Genomic DNA, 22,161 nt, shown 5'->3' on the forward strand with positions numbered 1-22,161 from the left:
GCTCGATCTATTGAACTAGCGATCTAATGATCTAGACAGTTAATTTATGACCACCTATTCCTATTTAAGGAGCGCGTTATGACAGATGATATGATGAAACCATTCGAATCAATGAAATCACTTTTGGCTATGCAAGCTGATGTGATCTCTAAAACTGTTGCCCAACAACAAAAAGCGGCTCAGTCACTTTCTGGTTTCTTCCAAGACGAAGCCAAAAAAGCACAATCTCTAAAGTCTCCTGAAGAGCTTGTTCAGTTCAATATGGACACAAGCAAGGCACTTTTTGAGTTGTTGAAGTCTCAAGGTGAAGAGTTCTCTACTATCGCCGAAGAAGCTCGTGAAGCCTTCGTGAACGAGATTGGCAGCTACTCACGTTAGTAAGCCGAGCTGTTCATGCACAAACCCCGCTATAGGCGGGGTTTTTTATGTCTGTTCAAAATGTGCGTGATCGCATTCGAAAAGAAACTTTGGTGTCGGCGGCAGCTTCGCTATACTGCGGGCTGGTTTCAATTTGAGTGAAGATTAATGTTTTTCGGAAAAATCATTGGTGGATTGTTCGGCTTTTCCATAGCAAATATCCCAGGTTTAGTGATTGGTGGGGTTCTTGGTCACTTTTTCGACAAGGGTTTGAAGCAATTTCGGCCTACGTTATCGGAGCAAGAGCGCGCAGACGTAGAATCGGTCTTTTTCAAAACGGTTTTCCAATTGATGGGCCACGTGGCGAAATCAGATGGCCGTGTTTCTGAAGAAGAAATCGCCGGTGCCGAACACATTATGGCGCACATGCGTATCTCTGGAGAGATGCGAACCAAAGCCATCGGCTTTTTCAAGCACGGCGCATCCGACGAATTTGATCTCGCTGCGGTTGTTGCTGAATTTAATAAAATTGGCAACAAAATACCGAGCTTACGTCAAACCATTCTGATGTATCTCATCAACATTGCGCTGGCCGACGGTAAAATTGAAGCGTCTGAAGAAGCCTGCCTAGAAAAAATCTCTGAGCATTTGGGCATCTCAAAGTTTGCCTTCAAACAATTGATGGCCATGCTCAAAGCCCAGGCTAATTTCCACGAAGGCGGCGGACAAACGCAAGCCACTCGCGAAGACGAATTGGCACTTGCCTATGAAGTGTTAGGTGTAGACGCCGATGTTTCTGAGCCAGCGTTGAAAAAAGCGTATCGTAAATTAATGAGTGAGAACCATCCCGATAAATTAATGGGGCAGGGCGTTCCTCAAGATATGGTTGAAATGGCGACTGAACGATCACAGAAAATTCAAGCCGCTTACGATTTGATTAAAAAACACCGCAAAAGCCAAGCATGAGTCAAAACGACACTAATATTAAAAGTAATACCAACACCAAAGTATTTTCCCGTTCAGCAATGGCGGATGCTTTAGGCGTAAGCTTAAAAGAAATCACCGAAGCGTTGCTGCGCGCTGGTTGGGTTCAGCAAGTCGATAATTCCTGGAAATTAACCGCCAAGGGTGAATTCGAAGGCGGTGAGATTCGCCAGAGTAAAAAGTTTGGCGACTATTTGGTGTGGCCTGAATCTGCTCTTTCGCACCCCATTTTTCGGTTTGATAAAGACGATACCTTAACCGCCAGCGAGTTGGGTAAAGAAATTGGTTTAAGTGGTCGTTTAACGAATTTATTGCTGCAACACTGCGGTTGGCTTAAGCGCGAACACAAAGGTTGGGTGCTTTCAGCCTCTGGTTTAGCGCAGGGTGGTATTCAGCATGAAAATGCAAAGACCGGAGTGCCCTGGTGTTCTTGGCCAAAAAATTTATTGGCAAATGAATACTTTCAACGTGCGTGCGTGACTTTAACCAACGCCGAAATTAAAGAAGACATTACCTCGCTAAACGGCATTGCTGTTTCCAGCCCGCAGGCGGCGGCGTTTCATTCGTGGTGTTATTTAACCGGAGTGGTGGTTGCCCAAAACGTTAAGCATCCCTTGCGCGATAGCTTAGTGTTCGATTTTTACATGCCCAGAATTGGTCTTTTTATCGATGTCTGGAATCAATCGCTTGGACCAAGTGAATTGGCGGCGCGCTTAGAGCGAAAAAGTGTGTGTGAAGATTTAGAAATCGATTATTTGGTTTTCGAAGATGTCGACATAATGACACTTGAAGAAGAGTTGCCAAGAGAACTCCTAAAACGTGATTTAGAAGTTCTTTGATACCTGACTCAGAGGTTTTTTATAAAAAGCCTCTGATTATTTCCCCACAATAATGTCTAACCATTCCTTTAAATTGTGGGTTTTACCAAGCTCTGACTGAGTTTCTTTCTGAATTTCCAGTGTGCCTAACGCTAGGTCAACAATCGTTGAGTGATAAACCGAGTTTGGATGACTGAAGCCTTTTTCTTTGGCTCGCGCTTCTAACAAATCCGCTAGTGCTTGCAAATCTTCCGGGAAAACGCCTTGTTTTTGTAACGGTTTTAAATAGTTCATAAATAATTAATGGTTTTCTTTCGATGAAGTCGCTGGGTTGAGTAAGGTAACTTCCCGCTGAGGGAATGGAATTTGGATATTATTATCCGCTAACGCGTTAAAAATCGCTTGGTTAGTTTTAAATTTTTGCTCGAAATAAGTAATGGTCGGCGCCCAAAAACGAATACTGAGATTAATGCTGCTGTCGCCAAAGTTATCGATACCCACTTGCGGTGGCCGTGGATCATTACCTTCAATGTTGGCAAGAGCGGCGGTAATAACGTGTTTTGCCAAATCAATATCTGCGTTGTAAGCCACACCAATAGACAGCTCAACAACTCGGCTTTCTTTTGAGTTATGAATAATCTCGCCAATCACATGCCGGTTCGGAATCGTAATTAATTCTTCGTCTTCGTTGGTTAATAGCGTGTGTGAAAGATTAACTTCTTTAACCACGCCAGTAACGCCCAATAACGAAATGGTATCGCCGACAACGTACGGACGGGTCACGATAATATTCAAACCGGCGCTGTAATTGGTGAGTAATCCCTGAACAGCCAAACCAGCACCCAAAGATAAGGCACCAATGGCGGCGACCATGGGTGTGATGTTAATACCGAGTTTGTTTAAAACGATAACGACAACAATTGCGACAATAACAATTTTTGCCACGTTGGCGATAAATTGAGAGAGCGTAACATCCAGTTTTTTAGTCAGGCAAACTGCCTTCACCCAGTTAGACGCTTTGTTGGCAATAAATAATCCGAAGATTAACACCACAACAGCACCAATAATTTGGAAGCTATAATTAACTAAAAATGTTGTTATCAACTCATAAAGTGTTGTTAACTGAGATATCGAAAGCTCCACCGGGTTCTCTTCCATCAGATTCTTTTCTCTGTGTTTTAGACTTAAAAATACAGACGCTAATATTTGGTCACTTAACTACGAGCTGTGCTTTTATTTTTTTGCCGATACTTCGTAAGGCAATTTTGGCAGCAGTGGTTGCAGTGCTTCGGCGGTTTCGTCGTAGATTTTTTTAACGTTGGGTTGTAAGCCCACTTCCATGCGACGCGATAACATGGTGATTGGAAATAAACAGTGCTCGGTATCTTTAAAGCACACTGCGCGGCTTCTTCCGGCTTGGTCTTCGTAAATGCGCCAAACCAAATTGAATTCACGCTGAAATTGATCGCCAATAATGACACCCAAGGCTTGCAATTTAACGCGCTCATCTGAGGCAATTAATCGAGCGTCGATAATGCGTTGCAGAACATCAAGGTCTGATTTATTGCCGCGAATAGCGTCGCCCAATTTCAATTTCGCCAGCTCATTTACCGAGGCTCGTTGATTGTTCAGGTGCTGATTGTCCAGCCAACCCAATTCTTCGATTTTTGGCCATACTTTTTCGTCGCCAAATTGAGCAAGGCTGACTTGGGTAAAGCACAACAGGGCAAAGCCAACCAATAACTTGGCAATCACGGGAGTGAAACGTACGTCTGTGTTGATCGATTTCATATTCAGGAATGGAAGCGTTAACGTTGTTTAAATTGTTTGCAATGGTAGTAGAAAACGCCGGTTTTGTCTGGTTAAAAGTTGTTCGCAAAGTGCGGCGTTAACTACCGAGAGGTCGTGACTTTTGAGCGGCTATTCTTCTTGGCCTTCAGTTGTATCGACAACCTGAAGGCGCAATCAAAAACTCAGGTGAATGGGCCTGATTGTTCATGGACCTGATTGTTGATGGACTCAGTTGTTTAGCGCTAATTGGGTTTTCGCGTCTGACAGATTAACCGCATTGGCTAAATCCGTCGCTGAACTGAATGGAATGATTTCGGTGGTGTTTTCTAGTTCAATGGTTTGGTTGAGTTTGTTGCTCAATACACGTTCAAGCGCTTCAACATCGACAGAACCGTTTACGGTGATTTGCTTGAGTTCTTCTTCGGTCAGCTGGCTGGTTTGAGTGCCCGGTAAGTAAATGGTGCCGTTGTAGAAATCGACTCCCAGAGCAACGATACCAGGTATTAAAAACAAAATTAGGCCCAGGCCGTCCAACGCGACGATAGCCGGGTCGAGTCGACCACCGGATAATCCCTTGCGCTCTGGGTAAAAGAGGGTGCCGCACCCCGTTAATTGAGTGACCAGTGCAATACTGAGAAAACTCGCGGCAACCGCTTTGAATTTACGCTTAGGCTTAAGGTGGCTGTTGGAATTCATCATTGGGTGTACTCTTGTTTTAAAACGATAAATATCTGTGATTCACAGGGATGCGTATAATACGACACTTCGAAACATCGTATTGAGACCAATCCTAGACATTTTTAAACGCATTTGTCTCCGATCTTTCGGCAGAATCTATTCAATTGCTATCGACAGGCGTCTACTATTCCATGATTTCCGTTATTTTTGAGAACGACGACTTTATTGTCGTCAGCAAGCCTGAGAATGAAGATTTTCACGATACCGATGAGCAACTGGGTTTTTTCAACCGAGTCAAGGAAACTCTGGCCTTAGATGAGCTGTATCCGATTCATCGTTTGGATAAGGTGACCTCAGGATTGCTGTTGATGGCGAAAACCTTGACTGCGTGTCAGGCGCTTAATCTCGGCTTTGAAAACAGAACCACGCGCAAATTGTATCTGGCGATTGCCACCGGCAAGCCTAAGAAGAAGCAGGGGCTAATCAAGGGCGATATGGAGCGGTCTCGGCGCGGCAGTTGGCGTTTATTAAGAACCACCCAAAATCCGGCAATCACCCGTTTTTTAAGCAGTGGTTTGGGGGAGGGCACGCGTGCCTATTTGCTCTCGCCAAAAACCGGAAAAACTCATCAATTGCGTGTGGCGATGAAATCCATAGGCGCTCCTATTCTGGGGGACAGCCTGTACGCGGGTGACGCCGCTGATCGAGTGTATTTGCACGCATTTGCGCTGCAACTGACATTCAACAACACGCCTTATGTTTTTAGCTGTTTGCCCACTACCGGAAAGTACTTTCAGCATCTGCTTGAGCACGAATGGCTAGCACCTCTGTTATTGCCTGAAACTGATACTGGCTCTCAAACTGATTTAAATCCGGAAATTTGCCACAAGCAGTATTTAGAAGGGTTGTTTGAGCGCTTGTCTTGATCAGTGTGTTCGAGCTTTCGATCTCCGAATACGTAACCTGGTAAGCTGACGTGATGTGTTAAACCGTTACTCTTTGCTGCTTTCGTGATTTAATCAGCGTTGCTGACGTGTGGCGTCTTATTCCTATTTACTTACTTTACTTCTATCTTTCTTATCCGACTGTTTGAGCATGCCGAAATCCAGATTCGTTGTTTCCATAGTGTTGCTCATCGGCATGGCTTTCATATCCGTTGTTGCAATTGATGGGTCGCCAGAAGAGGGGGTGTCTGATCAAACTCAGGCATCACAGAACCTGACGTTAACCGAGTGCCAATACGAATTTACCAACAATGTTAATCTCTTATGTGGATATTATACCACCCCCGGAAATAACACTGTTCAGTACGAGCTTCCCTTTGTTGTAATCAATGGGGAGGAGAGGCAAAACCCTAAGACAGATTCAACGAACAGCACGAATTCAACAAACGGTTTACGGGAATCTATTAACGAAGCGCTGATGGTGTTGCACGGTGGACCGGGCGCCGGAGTTGGTTTGGGGCGAACTGAAATTCATTCTTGGATTGGTTGGTATCAACAGCAAAGAATTTCAGGGCCGTTGATTGTGTTCGATTATCGCTCTACTGGTTTATCGACACCGTATTACGACTGCGAGCCTCGTTCGTTTGCGCCAGACCGCTCTGGATCTTCTCCAATTGAACAACAAGAAAACTTATTCGCAGAATTTAAGCTTTGTCTTGAGCAAATAAAACACCAGGGCGCGCACGAACTGGATTTTAGCTCCGAAACCACCGCATTGGATGCGATTGCTCTCGCCAAGGCTTTGGGTGTTGAATCTTTGAATGTGTACGCCAATTCTTTTGGTACGCGGGTTGCGCTCTGGCTTGATCGATTGGAGCCAAATTTGATTAACCGCATGATTTTAGATGCGCTACATACACCAACCAACGGCGATATGAATCGATGGCCCCAACGCTACGTAGGGGCGTTTAAACAATGGTTTGCTTTTTGCGCGAGCGATCGTTCCTGCGATGCTAGCGAACAAAAATTATTTCGGGCATTAAAAGTCAATAACCATTTAAACGTATATCCAACAGCTGACGCTTTTATCGAGACGCTGTATTCAAATTTGTATTTTGCAGGCGGTTACGTAATTAACAATCAATTGATTGATGAGGTAATACGCAACCAACAGGTTTCGTCTGACAATAATCGTCAGGAAGACGTTCAAACACGGCCTTTGTCTTCCAATTTAAAGCGAACGCAGTTTAATAAATTCGTCCATTATTTAACAAACTGCGTCGATAATCCGCCGGTGTCGCTCACGCAGTTTGATCGTAATAAATCTGAATTTCCGCGCTGGCAATCTTTGATTCATTACGACCCTTCAACTGATGTATGCCATCACGTTAAAACCAATAACCAAATCGCATCGGTGAGTTGGGATTCTATTCAGGCAAAAAGCTTAATTTTATCGGGCGGACTGGATCCGGTAACCTCGTATCGTTCGGCTGCGGAATTTTTCTCCAATTTTAACGATGCCGTTCATGTCAGTATTCACGACGGTGGTCACGGATTGGTGGAATCACAAGCGTGCTTTACTGGCCTTATTTCTTCCTACCTTTCCGGTTACAATATCAATCAGTTTTTGGAAGCCAATTGTAGCCACCGAAGTTTTAATATTACTCAATAATTATAAAAGTATGGCCGTTCTGTTCGATCAAAACATTTCTGACAATCGTTATCGTGTAACTAAAGCGGGCAACAGCATTCGCTTGTACACCAACGGTTTGTTTCATTCCCAGTTTAACGAAAAATCCATTTTAAGCGGTGCGGTTTGGGATTTGCTGTTTTTACCGTCGTTAGCGCTTAATCATCGGTTAAGTAAGGCGCTGGTTTTGGGGGTTGGCGGTGGTGCGGCTTTAAGAATGCTGAATTATTTTCACGATAATGTCGCGATTACCGGTGTTGATATTAATCCCGTCCACAACGATTTGGCGTGCCGATTTTTCGGTTTAAACCAAAACGACTACCGTTTGATAACCGCGAATGCCTTGTCTTGGATTCATCAGCAAAAACGCGCCACCTTTGATTATATTGTCGATGATGTATTCGCCGGGCGTTTAGGCGACCCCAATCGATCAATTTCTGTATCGCCACAATGGGTTGAACGATTAGAGCAACGGCTTAGCGCAAACGGTGTATTGGTGTTTAATTTCGACCGGGGTGTGGATTTAAACCGAAGCGTTAACGAACTCTCAAGACACGAATTTGCCGACAAGCGTAACCTGCGCGATTTGTTTCAATCGGCGATTAAATTAACCTGCCCAGGTTATGAAAATACTATATTAATGTTGTCAAAAGCGGCTGTTAGCGCCAATGACCTTGATGGCCGAATTTTAAACCACCCTAAAATTAATCTGCCACACATCCGAAAAAGCTTAAAATATCATCTAAGAAACATTACGTTGTAACTTGGCTGATTGTTTTTTATCGATTAATTTGCCAATACTAATACTTTAAAACCGTTTTCAGTGGTCAGTGTTTGAATGGTTTTAAAGTAACTCTGGCCGAATTTTTCTACCGGTATAAACTGGTTAGCAACAAGAAATACCTTGCCGTTGTGTTTGATGAGGCGTTTTAGGGCTTTTAAAAACGTATCGGTTAATGGATAGCTGTGATCAAATCCTTTGTGAAACGGAGGATTGCAGAGAATTAAATCGTATTGTTTATCGGTGGATTCTGCGCAGTGGTCAGCCCAAATCGAGAACGCCAAATTATTTTCTTTTGCCGTTGCCGTTGCCGTTAATGCGTTGACGGCGGCGGCGTTATTATCGGTTGCGTCAATATGAACGTACCCCAGCCGATGCAACGAGAGCGACAAATAGCCCCAACCACAACCCAGATCCAATACACTGAGTGATTGTTTTTCTTCTTTGGTTATCATCTGCGTGTGACTTTCAAATTGCTCCAATAGCAACTTGCTGCCTTGGTCAATTTTATTCCAACCAAATATGCCTGGTTTACTGTAGCATTGATAGTTTGCGAGGCCGTCAATTTCTCGAAGTGTGCAGTAATCTTGATCGTCTAGCAGGTTTTCAGCGTGATCTGATTGGGTTTTGGTTAATACAACAAGATACGTATTTTTGGATTTTTTAATCTCTGACGATCCAAACAGCGCTTTGGCTTTTTTCTCGTAAGTTTTTACGCCTTCGTTTTTCTCGCCAGTAAGAATCAGTTGGCCGCCTAATTTTAGCGCGTTAAAGCTTTGATTGATAATGTGGTGGACAACCGCTTTTTCTTTGCACAATCGAAAAAATACTGTGTCTAATTCACGATAAGCGGTTAAATCGTAATCCGAGAAATTACCGTGTTGGTTCAATTGCGTGTGAATGTCCCAGCGGTTAGTCACGTAAAGACTGTTTTTATCGTTGCGCAAATTTCGCGTTAGATAATCTGAATTCTCGTCTAACACCCACAGTGTGCTTGGGTCACTTTCAGTACATTTGTCTGTATTGCGGTACTGATTCAGCAAAAGCTCTTGGCACGGATCAATCATAAATAAATTGGTTAATTTCTTGGATGGTAAGATGTTGGTATTGGCTCTGGGTTGGAATATCGTTTAAATCAATCTCGCCAATTTTAAGACGGTGCAGTTCGACCACTTTATTGCCCACCGCCGCCAGCATTCTTTTGATTTGGTGATACTTACCTTCACTGATGGTCAGACTGATGTCGGTATCGTAATGCTGCTCTATTTTTGCCGGTTTGGTGGGTTTGGGTTCACCTTTCAGAGTAATACCGCGAGTTAACGCTGCTATGTCTTGCGCCGATATTGGTTGCGCTAGTTGTACCCGGTAGGTTTTATCGCAGTGACTTTTGGGGGAGGTGATTCGATGATTCCACTCGCCGTCAGTGGTTAACAGCACCAGGCCCGTGGTGTCTTTATCGAGCCTACCAACAATTTGTAGATTGGCTTTTTCGATGGCCAACAACGTTTGGGTGTCGTTTTCTAATTCTGCTTGCTGAAAAAGCTCGTCTATGACCGTCGGGTTTTCAAAATCCGATGTTGCACAGACAACCCCTTGGGGTTTGTGCATTTTTAAATAAAGGTGTGTTTGCTCTACAATGTTTTTGCCTTCAACACTAATGGTTTCTTCGCCCGAAACTTGAACGGCAGTGTTGGTGATAACAGAACCATCCACCATAATGCGTTTTTGTTTTGCCAGCCGTTTGATTTCACTGCGCGTAAACAAGCTGTTATCTGCAATAAATTTATCTAAGCGCATAATAATAAACGGTCTAATATTTCGTCGGCGTTTGCAAATTGAGCAACCACGGTTTGCAGGGTTTCATCCAGCGGTGCGGTAATGTCTATTGTGCGTTCTTGTTGGTAAGGGTGGGGCATCGATAATTTGCACGCGTGCAACAATAATCGGTGGGCGTTAAATTCGGTTTGAAAAATACGGTTGTGTTGGCTTTTGCCGTATTTCGGATCGCCAATGATAGGGTGACTTAAATGTTTTAAATGTCGCCGGATTTGATGTTTGCGCCCGGTTTGCGGTTTGCACAATACCAAACCGTATCGACTGGTTGGAAAGCGATCATTGGCAACAGGAATTTCCAGAGTGCTCAATGGCGTAAAATCGGTGATGGCATCTTGAGGCGGTTTGTTTCTGCGTGCTTTTTTATCGGTGAATTTATCGAGAATTTCTTTCAGCGCATGATCGACGTGAACCGCTTCGCGCATCCAGCCGCGCACCACCGCTAAATAGTGTTTTTCTACCTGATTTTCTTGCCAAACTACCTGAATATCGCGAGCGGCTTGCTCGCTGAGTGCAAACAATAAAGCGCCAGAAGTGGGTTTATCCAATCGGTGGACCGGATAAACCCATTGACCAATCTGGTCTCGAACACGTTGCATAGCGTATTCGGTTTCATGCTTATCTACCGCGCTTTTATGAACCAATAAACCCGAAGGCTTATTAATGGCAATAAAATGCTCGTCTTGAAAGAGAATCTGGAGTGGGGCGGTTTTCTCAACGTTATCAGTTGTTGAGCTATTACAAGTCAGATTCTCTTCTAGCATTGAATAAAAGTTTATCGATTAATTGGTTGTTGGTTGTTGGTTGTTGGTTATTGAGAGGTGATTTTCTTTTCGCCAGAATCAACAGATTGATAAATCAGCGTGTTAATGGTCATTGGACCAACGCCACCAGGAACAGGCGTATACGCGGCAACGCGATCTTTTAGCGGCTCTAGTTCGATATCGCCAACACCGCCTGGATGGTAACCCGCATCGACAACAACGGCTCCGTCTTTAATCCACTCGGCTTTAATAAATTCCGGCTTGCCCACTGCACCGACAATAACGTCTGCCTGCTTGATGTGCTCTTGCAAATTTTGAGTGCGCGAATGGCAAATGGTTACGGTTGCGTTCGCGTTCAACAGCATTAATGCCATTGGCTTGCCCAAAATAGGGCTGCGACCCACGACCACGGCGTGTTTGCCAGAAAGCTCAATATCAAACGCTGCTAATAAACGCATGATGCCTTTAGGGGTTGCGCATCCGTAGGCGTCTTCGCCCATACTCATACGGCCAAAACCCAAACAAGTCACGCCGTCTACGTCTTTTTCCAAGGCGATAGCATCAAAACAGGCGCGCTCGTCTATTTGTGGTGGTACGGGGTGCTGCAACAAAATACCGTGCACGTCGGGGTTGTTGTTGAGGTTGTCGATTTCTTGTAAGAGTTCTTCGGTGGTGGTTTCTTCTGGTAGCTCAACCTTCAAAGAATCCACGCCAATGCGTTCACACGCGTTACCTTTCATTTTAACGTAGGTCGCGGAGGCGGGATCACCACCGACTAGAATGGTCGCTAAGATTGGAGTTTGGCCGCCACTTTGCTCTTTGAGCTTGGCAACGCGTTGGCTGAGTTCTTGTTCAGTTTTTTTGGCGATGGCTTTGCCATCAAGAACCAATGCTGTCATTTGCTTAATCCAGAATAATGGTGTCTTCGAATTTGCTTGCTGTAATTATGATTCAAGAATATGACTATGTTCTTGATCGACTCTTCATAGAGCGTAGTCGTTATTTGAATATATTATCTCTACAGCGAAGGCGCAGTATTCTATATCTAAGAGGGTATAAATTGGAGTGAATCTTTTATCGGCTTTCTGGTTTATTAAATTGATCGTTATTTGTTGTACTTATAACAACCAGTTTTAGTTGCCGAAATTAGGAATCGATCAGGAAGTATTCGCGCTGGATTAAAAATTGTACCAAATTGGCTAAGTGCTTAATTTAATTTAAAAGATTTCCATTTTCTTGCAAATTAATCGTTGACGGATCGGAAACCCATGCGTATTATGCGCCCCACTTGAGAGGCACAGCCACTTAGCAAAATTCTAGTTGCAATTAGCAATTAAAATTGGCTTAATACGCAGCTTCTTGAAGAAGTACATCGGAGTGTAGCGCAGCTTGGTAGCGCATCTGGTTTGGGACCAGAGGGTCGGGGGTTCGAATCCCTCCACTCCGACCATTTTAAGAGACGCAAGGTAAGTGACAGCGATGCGCCCGTAGCTCAGCTGGATAGAGCAACGGCCTTCTAAGCCGTGGGTCGCAGGTTCGAGTCCTGCCGGGCGTGCCATTCGGAATTCGTAAAATCCTTGTTGGCTCGGTCTAAGATGACCTAAACTCTTATTATCTCGATGGTGGCTGTAGCTCAGTTGGTAGAGCCCCGGATTGTGATTCCGGTCGTCGGGGGTTCAAGTCCCCTCAGCCACCCCATTATCTCCTCCTGATCTAACGATCTCTTCAATCAAAATCTAAAAGTCATCATTCCTAATATTCTTATTTAATAGAATGTTATTTCGGTTATATCTCCCTAGTAGTTCAATTTTGTTAAACGCCAAATTACCAGAATTTTCTTTACTGTCGGATTTAGTCTGTAATGCTTTTAAAAACTAAAATATTAGTAGGGTTTAGTTTTTTAATTTTTATCGTCTTGGCAAATGTTCTTTATTTGGTTTTTTCAAGAGTTAATTCTGGCTCAAATTGTTTTGTAGCAGACCAACCATACAAACTATCTTCAAACCAAATTAACGGCGAATCCTATTCAATATACGCGGTAATTTCTGGGTTTCATGAAAAGTCTCAATATTTCTACTTGTTAAAAGAGCCAGTGGAGTTTGACGATTGTGGTTATTTTTATGGCTCAGCTGTGTTCTCTAATTCTCCAGATTTTCCTGTAACAGAGCATGGTATTACCGAAATCTTGGTAGATTCTAATCTTACGTTTACCTTTAAATACTCTGTGGGAGTTCCTACTAGCCATGATGAAATCATAGTTGTTTGGAAAAACGATCAATAAAATTTCTGCGGTTTTGAAAGTTGCGCAGAATTCTATTTTTTCTTTCTCGGGTTATTTTTGAAATTGGGGCTGCAATTTAATAAATAAAAACACCTCTAATTTTTATCTAGGATTTATAGCTAAAGCCTAAGCTAACAAACAACCGTTAACTTGATCGTTGAGTCAAAAATTGTCACCGCTTGTCTAACGGGTTTCTAACAATAAAAAATTAAAACGTTAACAAACCGTTATTTTTGTCGGATGAAAAATAAAACCCATTTATAAAATTTATTATTATTTTTTCTGTGTTCAGCTTTTGTTTAGATTCAGTCGTGAGTTAAAGGCTAGTAATATAAGTGTTTTATAGTAAAAGCACAGTGCTTTTTAATTTTTTATTAGAAAATGATAAGTTAAAAATTAATTTTATTTTTTAGCAAAGTTCCGCTGTTTTTCTTTGTGCTTTTCTATCTTGTTGATAAAAGATAACCATCGATTTTTTTAATCCTTTTTTACAGTCCCGCGTAAAATCTCCGGTACTTTTCATTTACACAAACGCTCAGCGTTCTGAAATTAAAAGTATTCATGCGATGAGTTGATCGCGATTAAAAATAAAATAAGAGTAAAAAAGGTTAAACAAATGCAGAAAATCAGATCATTGGCCATGATCGCTGGCGCTTCCGCTGTTTTAGCAGCATGCGGCGGAGGAAATGGTGGCAATAATAACGTGGTTGTTACTCAAGACTGTCCTGCTGTTGGTAATTTAGAGCCGGTAGATATCGGACCGAACCAATGCCAAATTAGCGGAGAGCTAACCCAGGACGCAACATTAAGTGCAAACTTTATGTGGTTTTTAGAGGGACGACTCCAAGTTGGTACCGCTGAAAGCAACGCAACTTTAAATATTGATGCCGGCACCGAAATTCGCGGTGATAACGCAGGCAGTGTTGATCATCTCTTAGTATTTCCTGGTTCGGCATTGAGTGCCAATGGAACCAGCGCCAACCCTGTTAGATTTTTATCCGACGATGACAACGTCGACGGAACCGCCGAGTGGGGTGGGTTGTTTCTGCGCGGTTTTAACGGTTTAACCAATTTAAGTGGTACTCAAGGAGAAAACCGACTTGACTACGTCGTGGTTGCCGAAGCGGGCGCCGAGGTTTCAGTGACTATTGATGAGCAAGAAGTTAATTATCAAGATAATATCGTTTTAAACGGCGTTGATAGTTCCACCACACTTACCTTTGTACAATCTCATAATTCTGCTCGTGATGGTTTGCATATTTTAAACGGTGATCCACGTTTATCTTGGATTTTAGCCACAGGCAGCGGTCGCGACGGCATATGGTACCGCGATTTTACCGGTCTTATTAAAGATTTGATGGTCATTCACAATCGCGACATGGATGGTTCAAGCGGTCGCGCCGGAATTTACGCCAGTGAAACCATGGCTGGAAATTCCAATCCGCGAATCGTTAACGCAACTCTGGTTGGGCGTGACAACAGCAGTGATGTTGCCGGGATGAACGACAATGAATTTGGTATTTTATTCGCCGACAATACCGATCAAATTCGATTGGCGAATGTATTAATCGCTAATTTCCGCAACGGATGCTACGAAGCCGATTCTGGCGCTGATTTGAGTCAGATTGATGTCAGTGTGCCTGGGCCAACCTATTTAGATGGTGTTCACTGTGCGAATGAAGCCGGTGCAAATCCTAACTTTGGCATTGTCCGTGACGGCTCTATGGGCTTCCCCGACGGAGTCATTGCCGCGTCTAACAGCATTAACGCAAATGGCTTGGTGTATTACAACGGTGCCGTTAATGGCGTTACCTTTACCGGAGAAATTGCCGATCGCAGCGAAAACTTCACCGCCAGTTGGTACCTCAATAATATTGGTGGTATTGGCAATGGCTTAGCGGGTGACTCAACATCATTAAATGCTTTTCTCGATGGCGATACCAATAACGACCGCGTTGTAGACAGCAATGATACTAATTCACCATTTATTATTATGGATGATGGCGCCGATGGTTTTAATCAAGATGTAGCAGAAGATACCGGCGGTTACGATTTAACTCACATCGGTGCCGTACGTGGTGGTGCAATCACCAATACCCAATTTGATGGCTGGACAGTCGCTACCGATTCCGATGACGGTTTTGTGGTTGGTATTAACGAAAACTTAGTTGGTATGTCGCAATGTCCAGAATTTCTTGGTGGTGCGTCGGTTAATCCTTTAGAGCGTATCAGCGGCAGAAATGTGTGTGAAATTTCTGGTGTGATCAGTACCGATGCCATGCTAACAAGCAACATTGATTGGCAGTTAGAGGGCGCATTACAAGTTGGTGATGAAACCAATTTTGCGACGCTAACCGTTCAGAGCGGGACACGGATTACTGGCGACAATGTTGATGCTACCGACTATCTTCTAGTATTCCCAGGTTCCGCCATTGATGCACAAGGCACGAGTGCAAGGCCCGTTCGATTCACGTCAAACGACGCCGACATTAATGGCAGTGGCGAGTGGGGTGGTTTATTTATCCGAGGTTACAACGGTTTAACCACCTTAAGCGGAACCCAAGGTGAAAACAGTTTGGACTACGTTGTTGTTGCAGAAGCTGGTGCTCCGGTTGCAGTAACTATTGATGGGCAAATGGTAAATTACCAGGATAATCTTGTTGTGAATGGCGTTGATCGCACATCCACCTTTACCTTTGTTCAATCCCATAATTCCGCCCGCGACGGTTTGCATATTTTAAATGGTGATCCGCGCATGTCTTGGATTTTAGCAACCGGTAGTGGTCGTGATGGTATTTGGTATCGCGATTTTAACGGCTTAATTAAAGACTTAATGGTTATCCATAATCGCGACATGAATGGCAGTTCAGGCCGTTCGGGTATTTATGCCAGTGAAACCATGGCTGGAAATTCTAACCCGCGTATCGTTAATGCAACCTTGGTGGGTCGAGACAATAGCAGTGACGTTGCCGGAATGAACGACAATGAATTCGGGATTTTATTTGCTGATAATACCGATCAAATTCGTATGGCGAACGTATTAATTGCCAACTTCCGTCACGGTTGTTATGAAGTGGATTCTGGTGCTGATTTAAGTGCAATTGATACCACTGTACCGGGTCCTAATTACCTAGACGGTATTCACTGTGCAAACGAAGCCGGTGCAAACCCTAATTTTGGCATTGTGCGTATGGGATCAACAGGTTTTCCAATGGGAACAGTAGCGGCTAATAACTCCAACGGTGATGGTTTGGTTTATTACAACGGTGCCGGAGCTGAACTTGCTAATGCCAACACGCCATTTTTCTCCGAATCGGGCGGTATTAACTTTACTGGCGAAATCATGGAGCGTGCGAACAATTTCACTGCCGGTTGGTATCTCGACAATATTCGCGGTATTGGCAATGGGTTAGCCGGCAATGCAAACTTCCTCAATGGTTTCCTTGATGGCGATACCAATCGAGACGGCGTTGTCGACGCTGATGATACTCGCTCGCCCTTTATTATCGCCGATGATGGTATGGGTGGGTTCAATCAGGATGTCGCCGAAGATACTGGCGGTTACGATTTAACGCACGTTGGTGCCGTTCGAGGTGGTGCTGTCAGTAATACTCAGTTTGATAACTGGACCGTAGGTACAAACCGCAGTGGTCAATTTACCGTTCGGTTAACACAATAATGATTTAACCTATTTGTTTTGCAAAGCAGGGTTTGTAAAAACTCTGCTTTGCTTTTTGTCGATTTATTCATTATTCCTTTATTTCTCATCCCTCTATTTATCATCTCTCCCGGAAATCCACTTTATATCTCCTCTTAATAATATGAACATAAATTCAATTTTGTGTATTGAAATTCGATAATTTATATATGTTTAAACGTCATATAAAAGCCTAGAAATAACCCGATTTCTACGAGTTAACAAAATGAATAAATTCTGGTTTCTGCTCGGATAAAGTTTTATTAGAATTTCTCAAAAATGAATGTTGATATTTTCACGGAAGCAATCACCAAGGTCGATTATCCAATTCAAAAAAATTCAAAAATACTCCATAACTGTGCCAATGTTTATCAATAAATTAACTGTTTCTTTCGCTGCCTTGTTATTTCTTGCAACTGCTGCTGGGCTATACGTTTACCGTCCTGTGCAAGAGTTTTCTAAGGATATTGATCCTCAGTTAGAGCAAGTGGTTGCAATGCTGGATGGCATTAAAAAAACAAAAAATGTGGATGTAATTGATTTGTTGGATGGAAAGTTAAAGCAGCAAACGGAGATAAGCCCAAACGAACGCACTGTGCTAGAGATTATGGATCAGCATAACATCAAGCGTGTGTTGTATTCTGATGTGGTGGAACCGAGGGCAATGTTTATTCTTAGCTCTTTTAGCTTGGGTGCCATTTGGTATTACATATACTCCCCTGACGGTTACACTGAAGAAGAGCAAGTCAGCTCAATTTACGAAACGGTAAAACATACCACCAACGATGTTTATCATTTTTGTGAAAAAATGAATCAAAATTATTGGTTTTTATGCACAAGTCGTAATTAATTTTCTCGCCTATTATCTATTAATATTCCTTTCTCTAAAGTGATACTTCCTAGCATAATGATCCCTAAGCGGTTCATTACGTCACTCTTTAATTAAATTAGAAGTAATAAAAACGATAAAATATTGTGGAGTGGAATTTTACATTTGGTAAAAGCCTGGGAGTGCCGACCGCTTATTTATCTTTACAATAATTAATCAAAATCCCCTTATATCTTTTACCTTACTCAATTTACTGAATAAGTTAACAAATTTACAGAACCATTATTAAACATTCGACAAATATTCAATATCATTAAAAACTTTATGTGAATAATAATAAGATTCATATCACGCCAACATAAGTCGTTACATGATGATTAGGTGAATGTTTATGGGAAATGCGGTTAAGCTAGGCGACATTGGAACCGGGCACGGGGGATTCCCGCCAACGCCAGTAATATCTGGCTCCTCAGATGTTTTTGTTAATGGTCTGCCTGCCGGTCGTGTGGGGGATAGTTTATTGCCTCATTTAAAACCGAAGCATCCACCGCATCCTCGATCAATTTCTTCCGGTTCGTCTTCCGTATTTATTAACGGTAAAGCCGCAGCGTTTACTGGCGGTAGCATAAGCTGCGGCGGTACGACTGTCGGCGGCGGCAACGTTACCATCGGTGATAAATGCGTCGTAAAAAATTCATCGTTTGCCGACATTGAAGAAACCGTTAACTTCAACCGAAAATTCATTTTTAAAGACAACGAAGGCAACATTATTCCCGGCGTGCGCTACAAGCTTGAATTAAGCAATGGCGAAATAGTAGAGGGAACCTCTGATGAGAATGGCGAAAGTGATTTCGCAACCTCGGAGGGATCGGCTGTAGCGGTAAAAGTACTGATACAGGCTTAAACAATGAGTATTAATTGGGTAGAAATTCGAGAGTTATCGACAACTCCAGACAAAATTAATGATCCAGTTGATATTGTTATTGATTGTCCACATGAAGACAGCGCACTCGATATCGCGATCTACATGGTTGATGAAATTCAACGCAATACCAAATCGGACGCTGCCCTGCAAATGATCGCGGGCAATCAATACGACGCCGTGGAAGAGATTGGCAAATGGCAAGAGCAGGGCAAAGACAAAGGGTTCGTTGGTAGCCTTATTCATTCGGCTACCATGCCCGAATTCTTCAAGCTGCAAACCATTCATCGAGCCAATGCATTTGTAAAATGGACGGAGATGGTTGCGCAAAACAATGCGTGGGATCACAAACCCATTATTGCTGCTAAATTCCCCACCAACGGAAAATCCACTCGTTTCCACCACAAGTACAAAGAATACGAATACTACTATGACATTTGGTCGAATATTCACTACGGTTACGTTGGTGTTTACTGTGGATTTTCGAAGTCGGTACTCTTAGATGGTGCAGGTCTTGAACAAATTGGCAGTGATTTATTAAGACCGCAATTGCCAGAGTCTCGCAAAGAAGCCAACGGCAGCGGCTTGCGGCAATTTGACGATACAACCGACAGTTTGTCTATTGCTTTAGGTATTGAGTTGTTTGAAACTTATCCAGATCCGAACAGCCTAACGCCAATGATTTTAATGGAAGCAATTACTAAAGTGGATTACCCCATTAGAGACGGTTCAAAAAAACTGCACAAATGTGCTGATGCCTACAAACAATGAAATTAATAAAAATACTGATACCGTTTGTTATTGTATTAACCGGTTTGCTCTATTTTTACACATCTAATAATACAATTATTGAAAAAGACATTAATCCCAAGGCAGAAAAACTGGTCGAAATTTTAACTAAAATCAGTGGCGAACAAAAAATTGAATTGTTTAACTTCACAAAAACAACATTAAAAAACGAAGCAGCGCTGACAAATAATTTCGATGAAATTACGCAAATTTTAAATGCGCTTGATGTAAAGCGAGTGGTATTTTTAAAAAGCGGCGATTATTTTAAAGGCACTTTTATTATCGATAGCTTTAATTTAGGGAGCAGTTGGTATTTTGTTTATTCTGAAGACGGATACACAGAAGAAGAGCAAGTTGATTCAATAGAAGATGCGATAAAAAATAACAAACAAGAGTACTACCATTATTGTGAAAAATTGAATCAGAATTATTGGTTCATTTGTTCAAATAATGCTTGAGTTGAAATTGGTCAAATTAAAAAAAGTGGTTAACTTAACTGCGGTTATTTCCGATATAAGGAACCGTTAGGTTCCTTATTGCTGTTTGGTATCTAAAACACGTTCGAATTGATCCAAAAAAGATTTATCAAACCAATAGCTAATTGACTGTTGATCATCATGAATAAGTACCTGATAACCGCGTTCTTCAAGTACATCAACTATGCTTCCAGGAGCAAGCTGCAAATCGGTATTCATGATCTCCATATCAATATGGGTTTTAGACTGCCATTTTCCTAGGTATTCCATACTTCGCCTTTTATGTATAAATATACAGTAATATTTTAAAGGATATTTCTCAAAAAAGACATTGGCTGATTTGTCAGTTTTATATCATTACTGAATCATTGGCAATAAATTACGCCAACATTGGTTTTAACAAACCGTTTGTTTCGCTTGAATTGTTTCTTCCGGTTAATTCGTCGAGTAAAATATTGCAGGAGCCTCTGATTAACCTATAGGTCAATTTATGATTTCGTGTGAGATTCATGATTACGTCGAAATTGCTTGCATGTACAAGCTTTCTATAACCGTCACGTTTAAAACAGGCGAAAAATTATCAGGTATTGCATCCGATACAGGATACGATGCCAATCGGGCAGAGTGTATCAAGTTGATCGTCGATAACGAAACTCGTTTGCTGCCCTTGGTTGATTTAGAGTCAATGACGGCAAATCAAGCCAATCCTCATTTTGATGTTGTTAAATTTTAATCGATAACGGTTCGGCCAATGATTACTCACTCATGAGCGGTAGTTGTATAGTAATGGTCATGCCATCACCGGTGTTGTTGTAGGCCGATATATCGCCATTGTGATGATCAGTAATGATTAAATAAGAAATAGAAAGGCCAAGTCCCGTCCCCTCACCAATACGCTTGGTTGTGTAAAATGGTTTAAAAATATTGGTTAATTTTTCCTTTTCAACACCTGGACCGTTATCTTTGATTTTAATCACAAAGTGCGTGTGCGTGTTGTCGGTAGAGACCAATATATCGGCACTTTTATTAATGCCTTCGCACGCCTGAATCGAATTTTTTATCAAATTTAAAATAACTTGCTGTATTTCCGGTGGCGAGCACAAACAAATATCGCGTTTGGCTCGTAACGAGCGTTTGATTTTATGATCAAACGGATTGGATTCATGGCTGCTTACTGCGTGCCTTGAACGATGCTCGATATCCAGTATGGTATCTATTAAGGTATTAACGTTTTCTGGGCCTTTAGTATTTTTACCGCTGTGCGCAAAATTTAATACATTAGCAACAATCACCATCGCTTGTTTGGTGGCTTCTTTAGCGTTTTCAAAAAAGTGATCCACTTCTCTGCTGGTTAAATAGTGTCTCAGCGTTTCTAAATCTAACCCTGTTTCTTCGGCTGCGATTCTGTTCGCTTCTAGAGCAGGGCTGGTTCTGCGATGAATATTTTGCAGATTATTCAGTATCGCGCTTAACGGATTATTGATTTCGTGCGCTAATCCTGCGGCCATTTCTCCCAACGATGCCAATTTTTCGTGTTGTATTGCGTTGTGTGAACATTGAGATTCACCCATAGCTGAATCGTGTAAGTTATCCGAATAGCTGTGCGATTCAACGTGTTTCTCGCACACATAAATTAACCAAGTATCTGGGATGTCTTTTAATGGAATAATATTCGCGGAAAATATGTGGCGTTTATAAGTGAATTCAAGTTGAGTTTTTCCGTAGTTTGTTTGCTCATATCGAATAATATTTTCGATTGGCTTAAAACACGGCAGCAATATAAACAAGCTTTTATTCAACGCTTTGTATTTCGAAACCTTAAATATTAATTCTGCTTTTCGGTTTAACGACTGAATTGCCCCTTTGTTGTTCACAACAAATACCGCAGAGGGCAGGGCATTAAACGTGGCGGTGGTTTGCGATTTAATGGCTTCTAAATTCGATTCGCACAAACGTTGTTGTTCTAATGCCTCAGACGCTAAATGACTTTTATTAGCAAGTTCTTTATTAATTCGATGTTGAGCATTAATGAGGCCGTCGGTTCTGGCAATTAATTTTTTATTCTTTGCCTGCGATAAAAAATACAAGCCTGCCGCCGCCAGCGAGAACAACGATAATAAAACAATAATAAGGGAATCCACCGGTGTAGTTGCTCCGGTGTGCTGAGAGTAGCCACTTTGTGACAGTAAGCTGAATAGGGTAAATAGAAGTAGGCGCAAAAAGTTTATTCCCTCAAGTTTAATTTTAGTTTTAGTGTACTTGGGATGGTTGAATAACTTTATTTGGTCACACAGCTAACGATTGTGTGTTAAAACTTCTGGATACATCTGTTTGGAGCAGTGCCAGAATAACGGGATTTAGAAATGAAACAAGGTTTCTAAATGTTATTGTTCGTCAATTGTTCGCCATCGGCACCTTTATGGGTTAATTTTCTTGGTGGTTGCTTCGTTCAAACAATCGTTGTGATTGTCCCCTTTATAGAAGCTTTCAACGAGGTGCTTGCTTAGGCGGTTAGTTATTGTCCGTT

23 protein-coding genes and 3 tRNA genes are annotated in these 22,161 nt (G+C 42.3%); 16 read left to right on the top strand and 10 right to left on the bottom strand.

Going from position 1 to position 22,161, the window contains the following annotated elements:
• The first annotated feature begins 78 nt into the window (after positions 1-78).
• The 3 genes from LU361_RS17170 to LU361_RS17180 all read left to right on the top strand — a co-directional run bounded on the left by LU361_RS17170 (position 79) and on the right by LU361_RS17180 (position 2,180).
• On the top strand, positions 79-378 hold the full coding sequence (locus tag LU361_RS17170; RefSeq protein WP_233090205.1) for a hypothetical protein: 300 nt from the start codon (positions 79-81) through the stop codon (positions 376-378).
• Between the two features lie 147 nt (positions 379-525).
• Complete coding sequence (djlA, locus tag LU361_RS17175; RefSeq protein ID WP_233090207.1) at positions 526-1,323, top strand: co-chaperone DjlA; 798 nt, start codon at positions 526-528, stop codon at positions 1,321-1,323.
• The gene (locus LU361_RS17180) at positions 1,320-2,180 is read left to right on the top strand and encodes a hypothetical protein (protein ID WP_233090208.1); all 861 of its coding nucleotides are present in this window, start codon (positions 1,320-1,322) and stop codon (positions 2,178-2,180) included. The genes djlA and LU361_RS17180 overlap by 4 nt, the downstream gene beginning before the upstream one ends.
• Before the next feature lie 36 nt (positions 2,181-2,216).
• Here the strand turns inward: LU361_RS17180 and LU361_RS17185 are convergent, their stop codons facing one another.
• The 4 genes from LU361_RS17185 to LU361_RS17200 form a co-directional block, all read right to left on the bottom strand.
• On the bottom strand, positions 2,217-2,453 hold the full coding sequence (locus LU361_RS17185; RefSeq protein ID WP_233090211.1) for a hypothetical protein: 237 nt from the start codon (positions 2,451-2,453) through the stop codon (positions 2,217-2,219).
• A gap of 6 nt (positions 2,454-2,459) precedes the next feature.
• On the bottom strand, positions 2,460-3,317 hold the full coding sequence (locus LU361_RS17190; protein WP_233090214.1) for a mechanosensitive ion channel family protein: 858 nt from the start codon (positions 3,315-3,317) through the stop codon (positions 2,460-2,462).
• A gap of 75 nt (positions 3,318-3,392) precedes the next feature.
• Positions 3,393-3,950: a DUF3806 domain-containing protein gene (locus LU361_RS17195; protein ID WP_233090216.1), complete on the bottom strand. Its 558-nt coding sequence runs from the start codon at positions 3,948-3,950 to the stop codon at positions 3,393-3,395.
• Between the two features lie 228 nt (positions 3,951-4,178).
• Positions 4,179-4,649 carry a hypothetical protein gene (locus LU361_RS17200; protein ID WP_233090217.1) on the bottom strand — a complete coding sequence of 157 codons (471 nt, stop codon included), beginning with the start codon at positions 4,647-4,649 and terminating at the stop codon, positions 4,179-4,181.
• Between the two features lie 170 nt (positions 4,650-4,819).
• On the opposite strand from LU361_RS17200, the gene LU361_RS17205 reads away from it, so the two are divergent.
• From LU361_RS17205 to LU361_RS17215, 3 genes are all read left to right on the top strand, one after another.
• Positions 4,820-5,554 (top strand): TIGR01621 family pseudouridine synthase, encoded by a 735-nt coding sequence (locus tag LU361_RS17205; protein ID WP_233090218.1) that lies wholly within the window; start codon positions 4,820-4,822, stop codon positions 5,552-5,554.
• A 169-nt stretch (positions 5,555-5,723) separates the two neighbouring features.
• The gene (locus tag LU361_RS17210) at positions 5,724-7,244 is read left to right on the top strand and encodes an alpha/beta hydrolase (protein WP_233090220.1); all 1,521 of its coding nucleotides are present in this window, start codon (positions 5,724-5,726) and stop codon (positions 7,242-7,244) included.
• Positions 7,245-7,254: 10 nt separating this feature from the next.
• Positions 7,255-8,025, top strand: coding sequence for a spermidine synthase family protein (locus tag LU361_RS17215; RefSeq protein ID WP_233090223.1), 771 nt, complete (start codon positions 7,255-7,257; stop codon positions 8,023-8,025).
• A 23-nt stretch (positions 8,026-8,048) separates the two neighbouring features.
• On the opposite strand, the gene LU361_RS17220 is transcribed toward LU361_RS17215, so the two are convergent.
• The 4 genes from LU361_RS17220 to folD are packed head-to-tail and all read right to left on the bottom strand — an operon-like array spanning position 8,049 to position 11,539.
• Positions 8,049-9,110, bottom strand: coding sequence for a methyltransferase (locus LU361_RS17220; protein WP_233090225.1), 1,062 nt, complete (start codon positions 9,108-9,110; stop codon positions 8,049-8,051).
• Complete coding sequence (locus tag LU361_RS17225) at positions 9,103-9,840, bottom strand: pseudouridine synthase (RefSeq protein ID WP_233090226.1); 738 nt, start codon at positions 9,838-9,840, stop codon at positions 9,103-9,105. The genes LU361_RS17220 and LU361_RS17225 overlap by 8 nt, the downstream gene beginning before the upstream one ends.
• Positions 9,831-10,640 carry a pseudouridine synthase gene (locus LU361_RS17230; protein WP_233090229.1) on the bottom strand — a complete coding sequence of 270 codons (810 nt, stop codon included), beginning with the start codon at positions 10,638-10,640 and terminating at the stop codon, positions 9,831-9,833. The genes LU361_RS17225 and LU361_RS17230 overlap by 10 nt, the downstream gene beginning before the upstream one ends.
• A gap of 47 nt (positions 10,641-10,687) precedes the next feature.
• Positions 10,688-11,539, bottom strand: coding sequence for a bifunctional methylenetetrahydrofolate dehydrogenase/methenyltetrahydrofolate cyclohydrolase FolD (gene folD, locus LU361_RS17235; protein WP_233090230.1), 852 nt, complete (start codon positions 11,537-11,539; stop codon positions 10,688-10,690).
• Positions 11,540-12,013: 474 nt separating this feature from the next.
• Here folD and LU361_RS17240 point away from each other — a divergent pair.
• The 9 genes from LU361_RS17240 (at position 12,014) to LU361_RS17280 (ending at position 19,616) form a co-directional block, all read left to right on the top strand.
• A tRNA-Pro gene (locus LU361_RS17240) sits at positions 12,014-12,090 on the top strand.
• A 31-nt stretch (positions 12,091-12,121) separates the two neighbouring features.
• Positions 12,122-12,198: transfer RNA gene (locus tag LU361_RS17245), tRNA-Arg, on the top strand.
• A gap of 64 nt (positions 12,199-12,262) precedes the next feature.
• Positions 12,263-12,338: transfer RNA gene (locus tag LU361_RS17250), tRNA-His, on the top strand.
• A 163-nt stretch (positions 12,339-12,501) separates the two neighbouring features.
• Positions 12,502-12,921 (top strand): hypothetical protein, encoded by a 420-nt coding sequence (locus LU361_RS17255; protein ID WP_233090231.1) that lies wholly within the window; start codon positions 12,502-12,504, stop codon positions 12,919-12,921.
• A gap of 616 nt (positions 12,922-13,537) precedes the next feature.
• Positions 13,538-16,600: a beta-helix domain-containing protein gene (locus LU361_RS17260; protein WP_233090233.1), complete on the top strand. Its 3,063-nt coding sequence runs from the start codon at positions 13,538-13,540 to the stop codon at positions 16,598-16,600.
• Between the two features lie 382 nt (positions 16,601-16,982).
• Entirely contained in the window at positions 16,983-17,468 is a 486-nt protein-coding gene (locus tag LU361_RS17265; protein WP_233090234.1) for a hypothetical protein, read from the top strand.
• 370 nt (positions 17,469-17,838) lie between these two features.
• On the top strand, positions 17,839-18,351 hold the full coding sequence (locus LU361_RS17270) for a type VI secretion system PAAR protein (protein WP_233090237.1): 513 nt from the start codon (positions 17,839-17,841) through the stop codon (positions 18,349-18,351).
• Between the two features lie 3 nt (positions 18,352-18,354).
• Positions 18,355-19,140 (top strand): polymorphic toxin type 44 domain-containing protein, encoded by a 786-nt coding sequence (locus tag LU361_RS17275; protein WP_233090240.1) that lies wholly within the window; start codon positions 18,355-18,357, stop codon positions 19,138-19,140.
• On the top strand, positions 19,137-19,616 hold the full coding sequence (locus tag LU361_RS17280) for a hypothetical protein (protein ID WP_233090243.1): 480 nt from the start codon (positions 19,137-19,139) through the stop codon (positions 19,614-19,616). The genes LU361_RS17275 and LU361_RS17280 overlap by 4 nt, the downstream gene beginning before the upstream one ends.
• Positions 19,617-19,691: 75 nt before the next feature.
• Here the strand turns inward: LU361_RS17280 and LU361_RS17285 are convergent, their stop codons facing one another.
• Complete coding sequence (locus LU361_RS17285) at positions 19,692-19,904, bottom strand: hypothetical protein (RefSeq protein ID WP_233090246.1); 213 nt, start codon at positions 19,902-19,904, stop codon at positions 19,692-19,694.
• A 220-nt stretch (positions 19,905-20,124) separates the two neighbouring features.
• Here LU361_RS17285 and LU361_RS17290 point away from each other — a divergent pair, with 220 nt between their 5' ends.
• Positions 20,125-20,367 carry a Rho-binding antiterminator gene (locus LU361_RS17290; protein WP_233090247.1) on the top strand — a complete coding sequence of 81 codons (243 nt, stop codon included), beginning with the start codon at positions 20,125-20,127 and terminating at the stop codon, positions 20,365-20,367.
• A 22-nt stretch (positions 20,368-20,389) separates the two neighbouring features.
• Here the strand turns inward: LU361_RS17290 and LU361_RS17295 are convergent, their stop codons facing one another.
• Positions 20,390-21,853: a PAS domain-containing sensor histidine kinase gene (locus LU361_RS17295; RefSeq protein ID WP_233090250.1), complete on the bottom strand. Its 1,464-nt coding sequence runs from the start codon at positions 21,851-21,853 to the stop codon at positions 20,390-20,392.
• Between the last annotated feature and the right edge of the window lie 308 nt (positions 21,854-22,161).

It is taken from the genome of Sessilibacter corallicola (assembly GCF_021290925.1).
Taxonomy (GTDB): Bacteria; Pseudomonadota; Gammaproteobacteria; order Pseudomonadales; family Cellvibrionaceae; genus Sessilibacter; species Sessilibacter corallicola.

Bases quoted from the DNA above. Each gene is read 5' to 3' on its own strand.
- LU361_RS17185 (WP_233090211.1), bottom strand. From the start codon at position 2,453: ATGAACTATTTAAAACCGTTACAAAAACAAGGCGTTTTCCCGGAAGAT.
- LU361_RS17290 (WP_233090247.1), top strand. From the start codon at position 20,125: ATGATTTCGTGTGAGATTCATGATTACGTCGAAATTGCTTGCATGTAC.
- LU361_RS17190 (WP_233090214.1), bottom strand. From the start codon at position 3,317: ATGGAAGAGAACCCGGTGGAGCTTTCGATATCTCAGTTAACAACACTT.
- LU361_RS17270 (WP_233090237.1), top strand. From the start codon at position 17,839: ATGGGAAATGCGGTTAAGCTAGGCGACATTGGAACCGGGCACGGGGGA.
- LU361_RS17200 (WP_233090217.1), bottom strand. From the start codon at position 4,649: ATGATGAATTCCAACAGCCACCTTAAGCCTAAGCGTAAATTCAAAGCG.
- LU361_RS17210 (WP_233090220.1), top strand. From the start codon at position 5,724: ATGCCGAAATCCAGATTCGTTGTTTCCATAGTGTTGCTCATCGGCATG.
- LU361_RS17195 (WP_233090216.1), bottom strand. From the start codon at position 3,950: ATGAAATCGATCAACACAGACGTACGTTTCACTCCCGTGATTGCCAAG.
- LU361_RS17170 (WP_233090205.1), top strand. From the start codon at position 79: ATGACAGATGATATGATGAAACCATTCGAATCAATGAAATCACTTTTG.
- djlA (WP_233090207.1), top strand. From the start codon at position 526: ATGTTTTTCGGAAAAATCATTGGTGGATTGTTCGGCTTTTCCATAGCA.
- LU361_RS17265 (WP_233090234.1), top strand. From the start codon at position 16,983: ATGTTTATCAATAAATTAACTGTTTCTTTCGCTGCCTTGTTATTTCTT.
- LU361_RS17285 (WP_233090246.1), bottom strand. From the start codon at position 19,904: ATGGAATACCTAGGAAAATGGCAGTCTAAAACCCATATTGATATGGAG.
- LU361_RS17275 (WP_233090240.1), top strand. From the start codon at position 18,355: ATGAGTATTAATTGGGTAGAAATTCGAGAGTTATCGACAACTCCAGAC.
- LU361_RS17280 (WP_233090243.1), top strand. From the start codon at position 19,137: ATGAAATTAATAAAAATACTGATACCGTTTGTTATTGTATTAACCGGT.
- LU361_RS17220 (WP_233090225.1), bottom strand. From the start codon at position 9,110: ATGATTGATCCGTGCCAAGAGCTTTTGCTGAATCAGTACCGCAATACA.
- LU361_RS17215 (WP_233090223.1), top strand. From the start codon at position 7,255: ATGGCCGTTCTGTTCGATCAAAACATTTCTGACAATCGTTATCGTGTA.
- LU361_RS17180 (WP_233090208.1), top strand. From the start codon at position 1,320: ATGAGTCAAAACGACACTAATATTAAAAGTAATACCAACACCAAAGTA.
- folD (WP_233090230.1), bottom strand. From the start codon at position 11,539: ATGACAGCATTGGTTCTTGATGGCAAAGCCATCGCCAAAAAAACTGAA.
- LU361_RS17225 (WP_233090226.1), bottom strand. From the start codon at position 9,840: ATGCGCTTAGATAAATTTATTGCAGATAACAGCTTGTTTACGCGCAGT.
- LU361_RS17255 (WP_233090231.1), top strand. From the start codon at position 12,502: ATGCTTTTAAAAACTAAAATATTAGTAGGGTTTAGTTTTTTAATTTTT.
- LU361_RS17260 (WP_233090233.1), top strand. From the start codon at position 13,538: ATGCAGAAAATCAGATCATTGGCCATGATCGCTGGCGCTTCCGCTGTT.
- LU361_RS17205 (WP_233090218.1), top strand. From the start codon at position 4,820: ATGATTTCCGTTATTTTTGAGAACGACGACTTTATTGTCGTCAGCAAG.
- LU361_RS17230 (WP_233090229.1), bottom strand. From the start codon at position 10,640: ATGCTAGAAGAGAATCTGACTTGTAATAGCTCAACAACTGATAACGTT.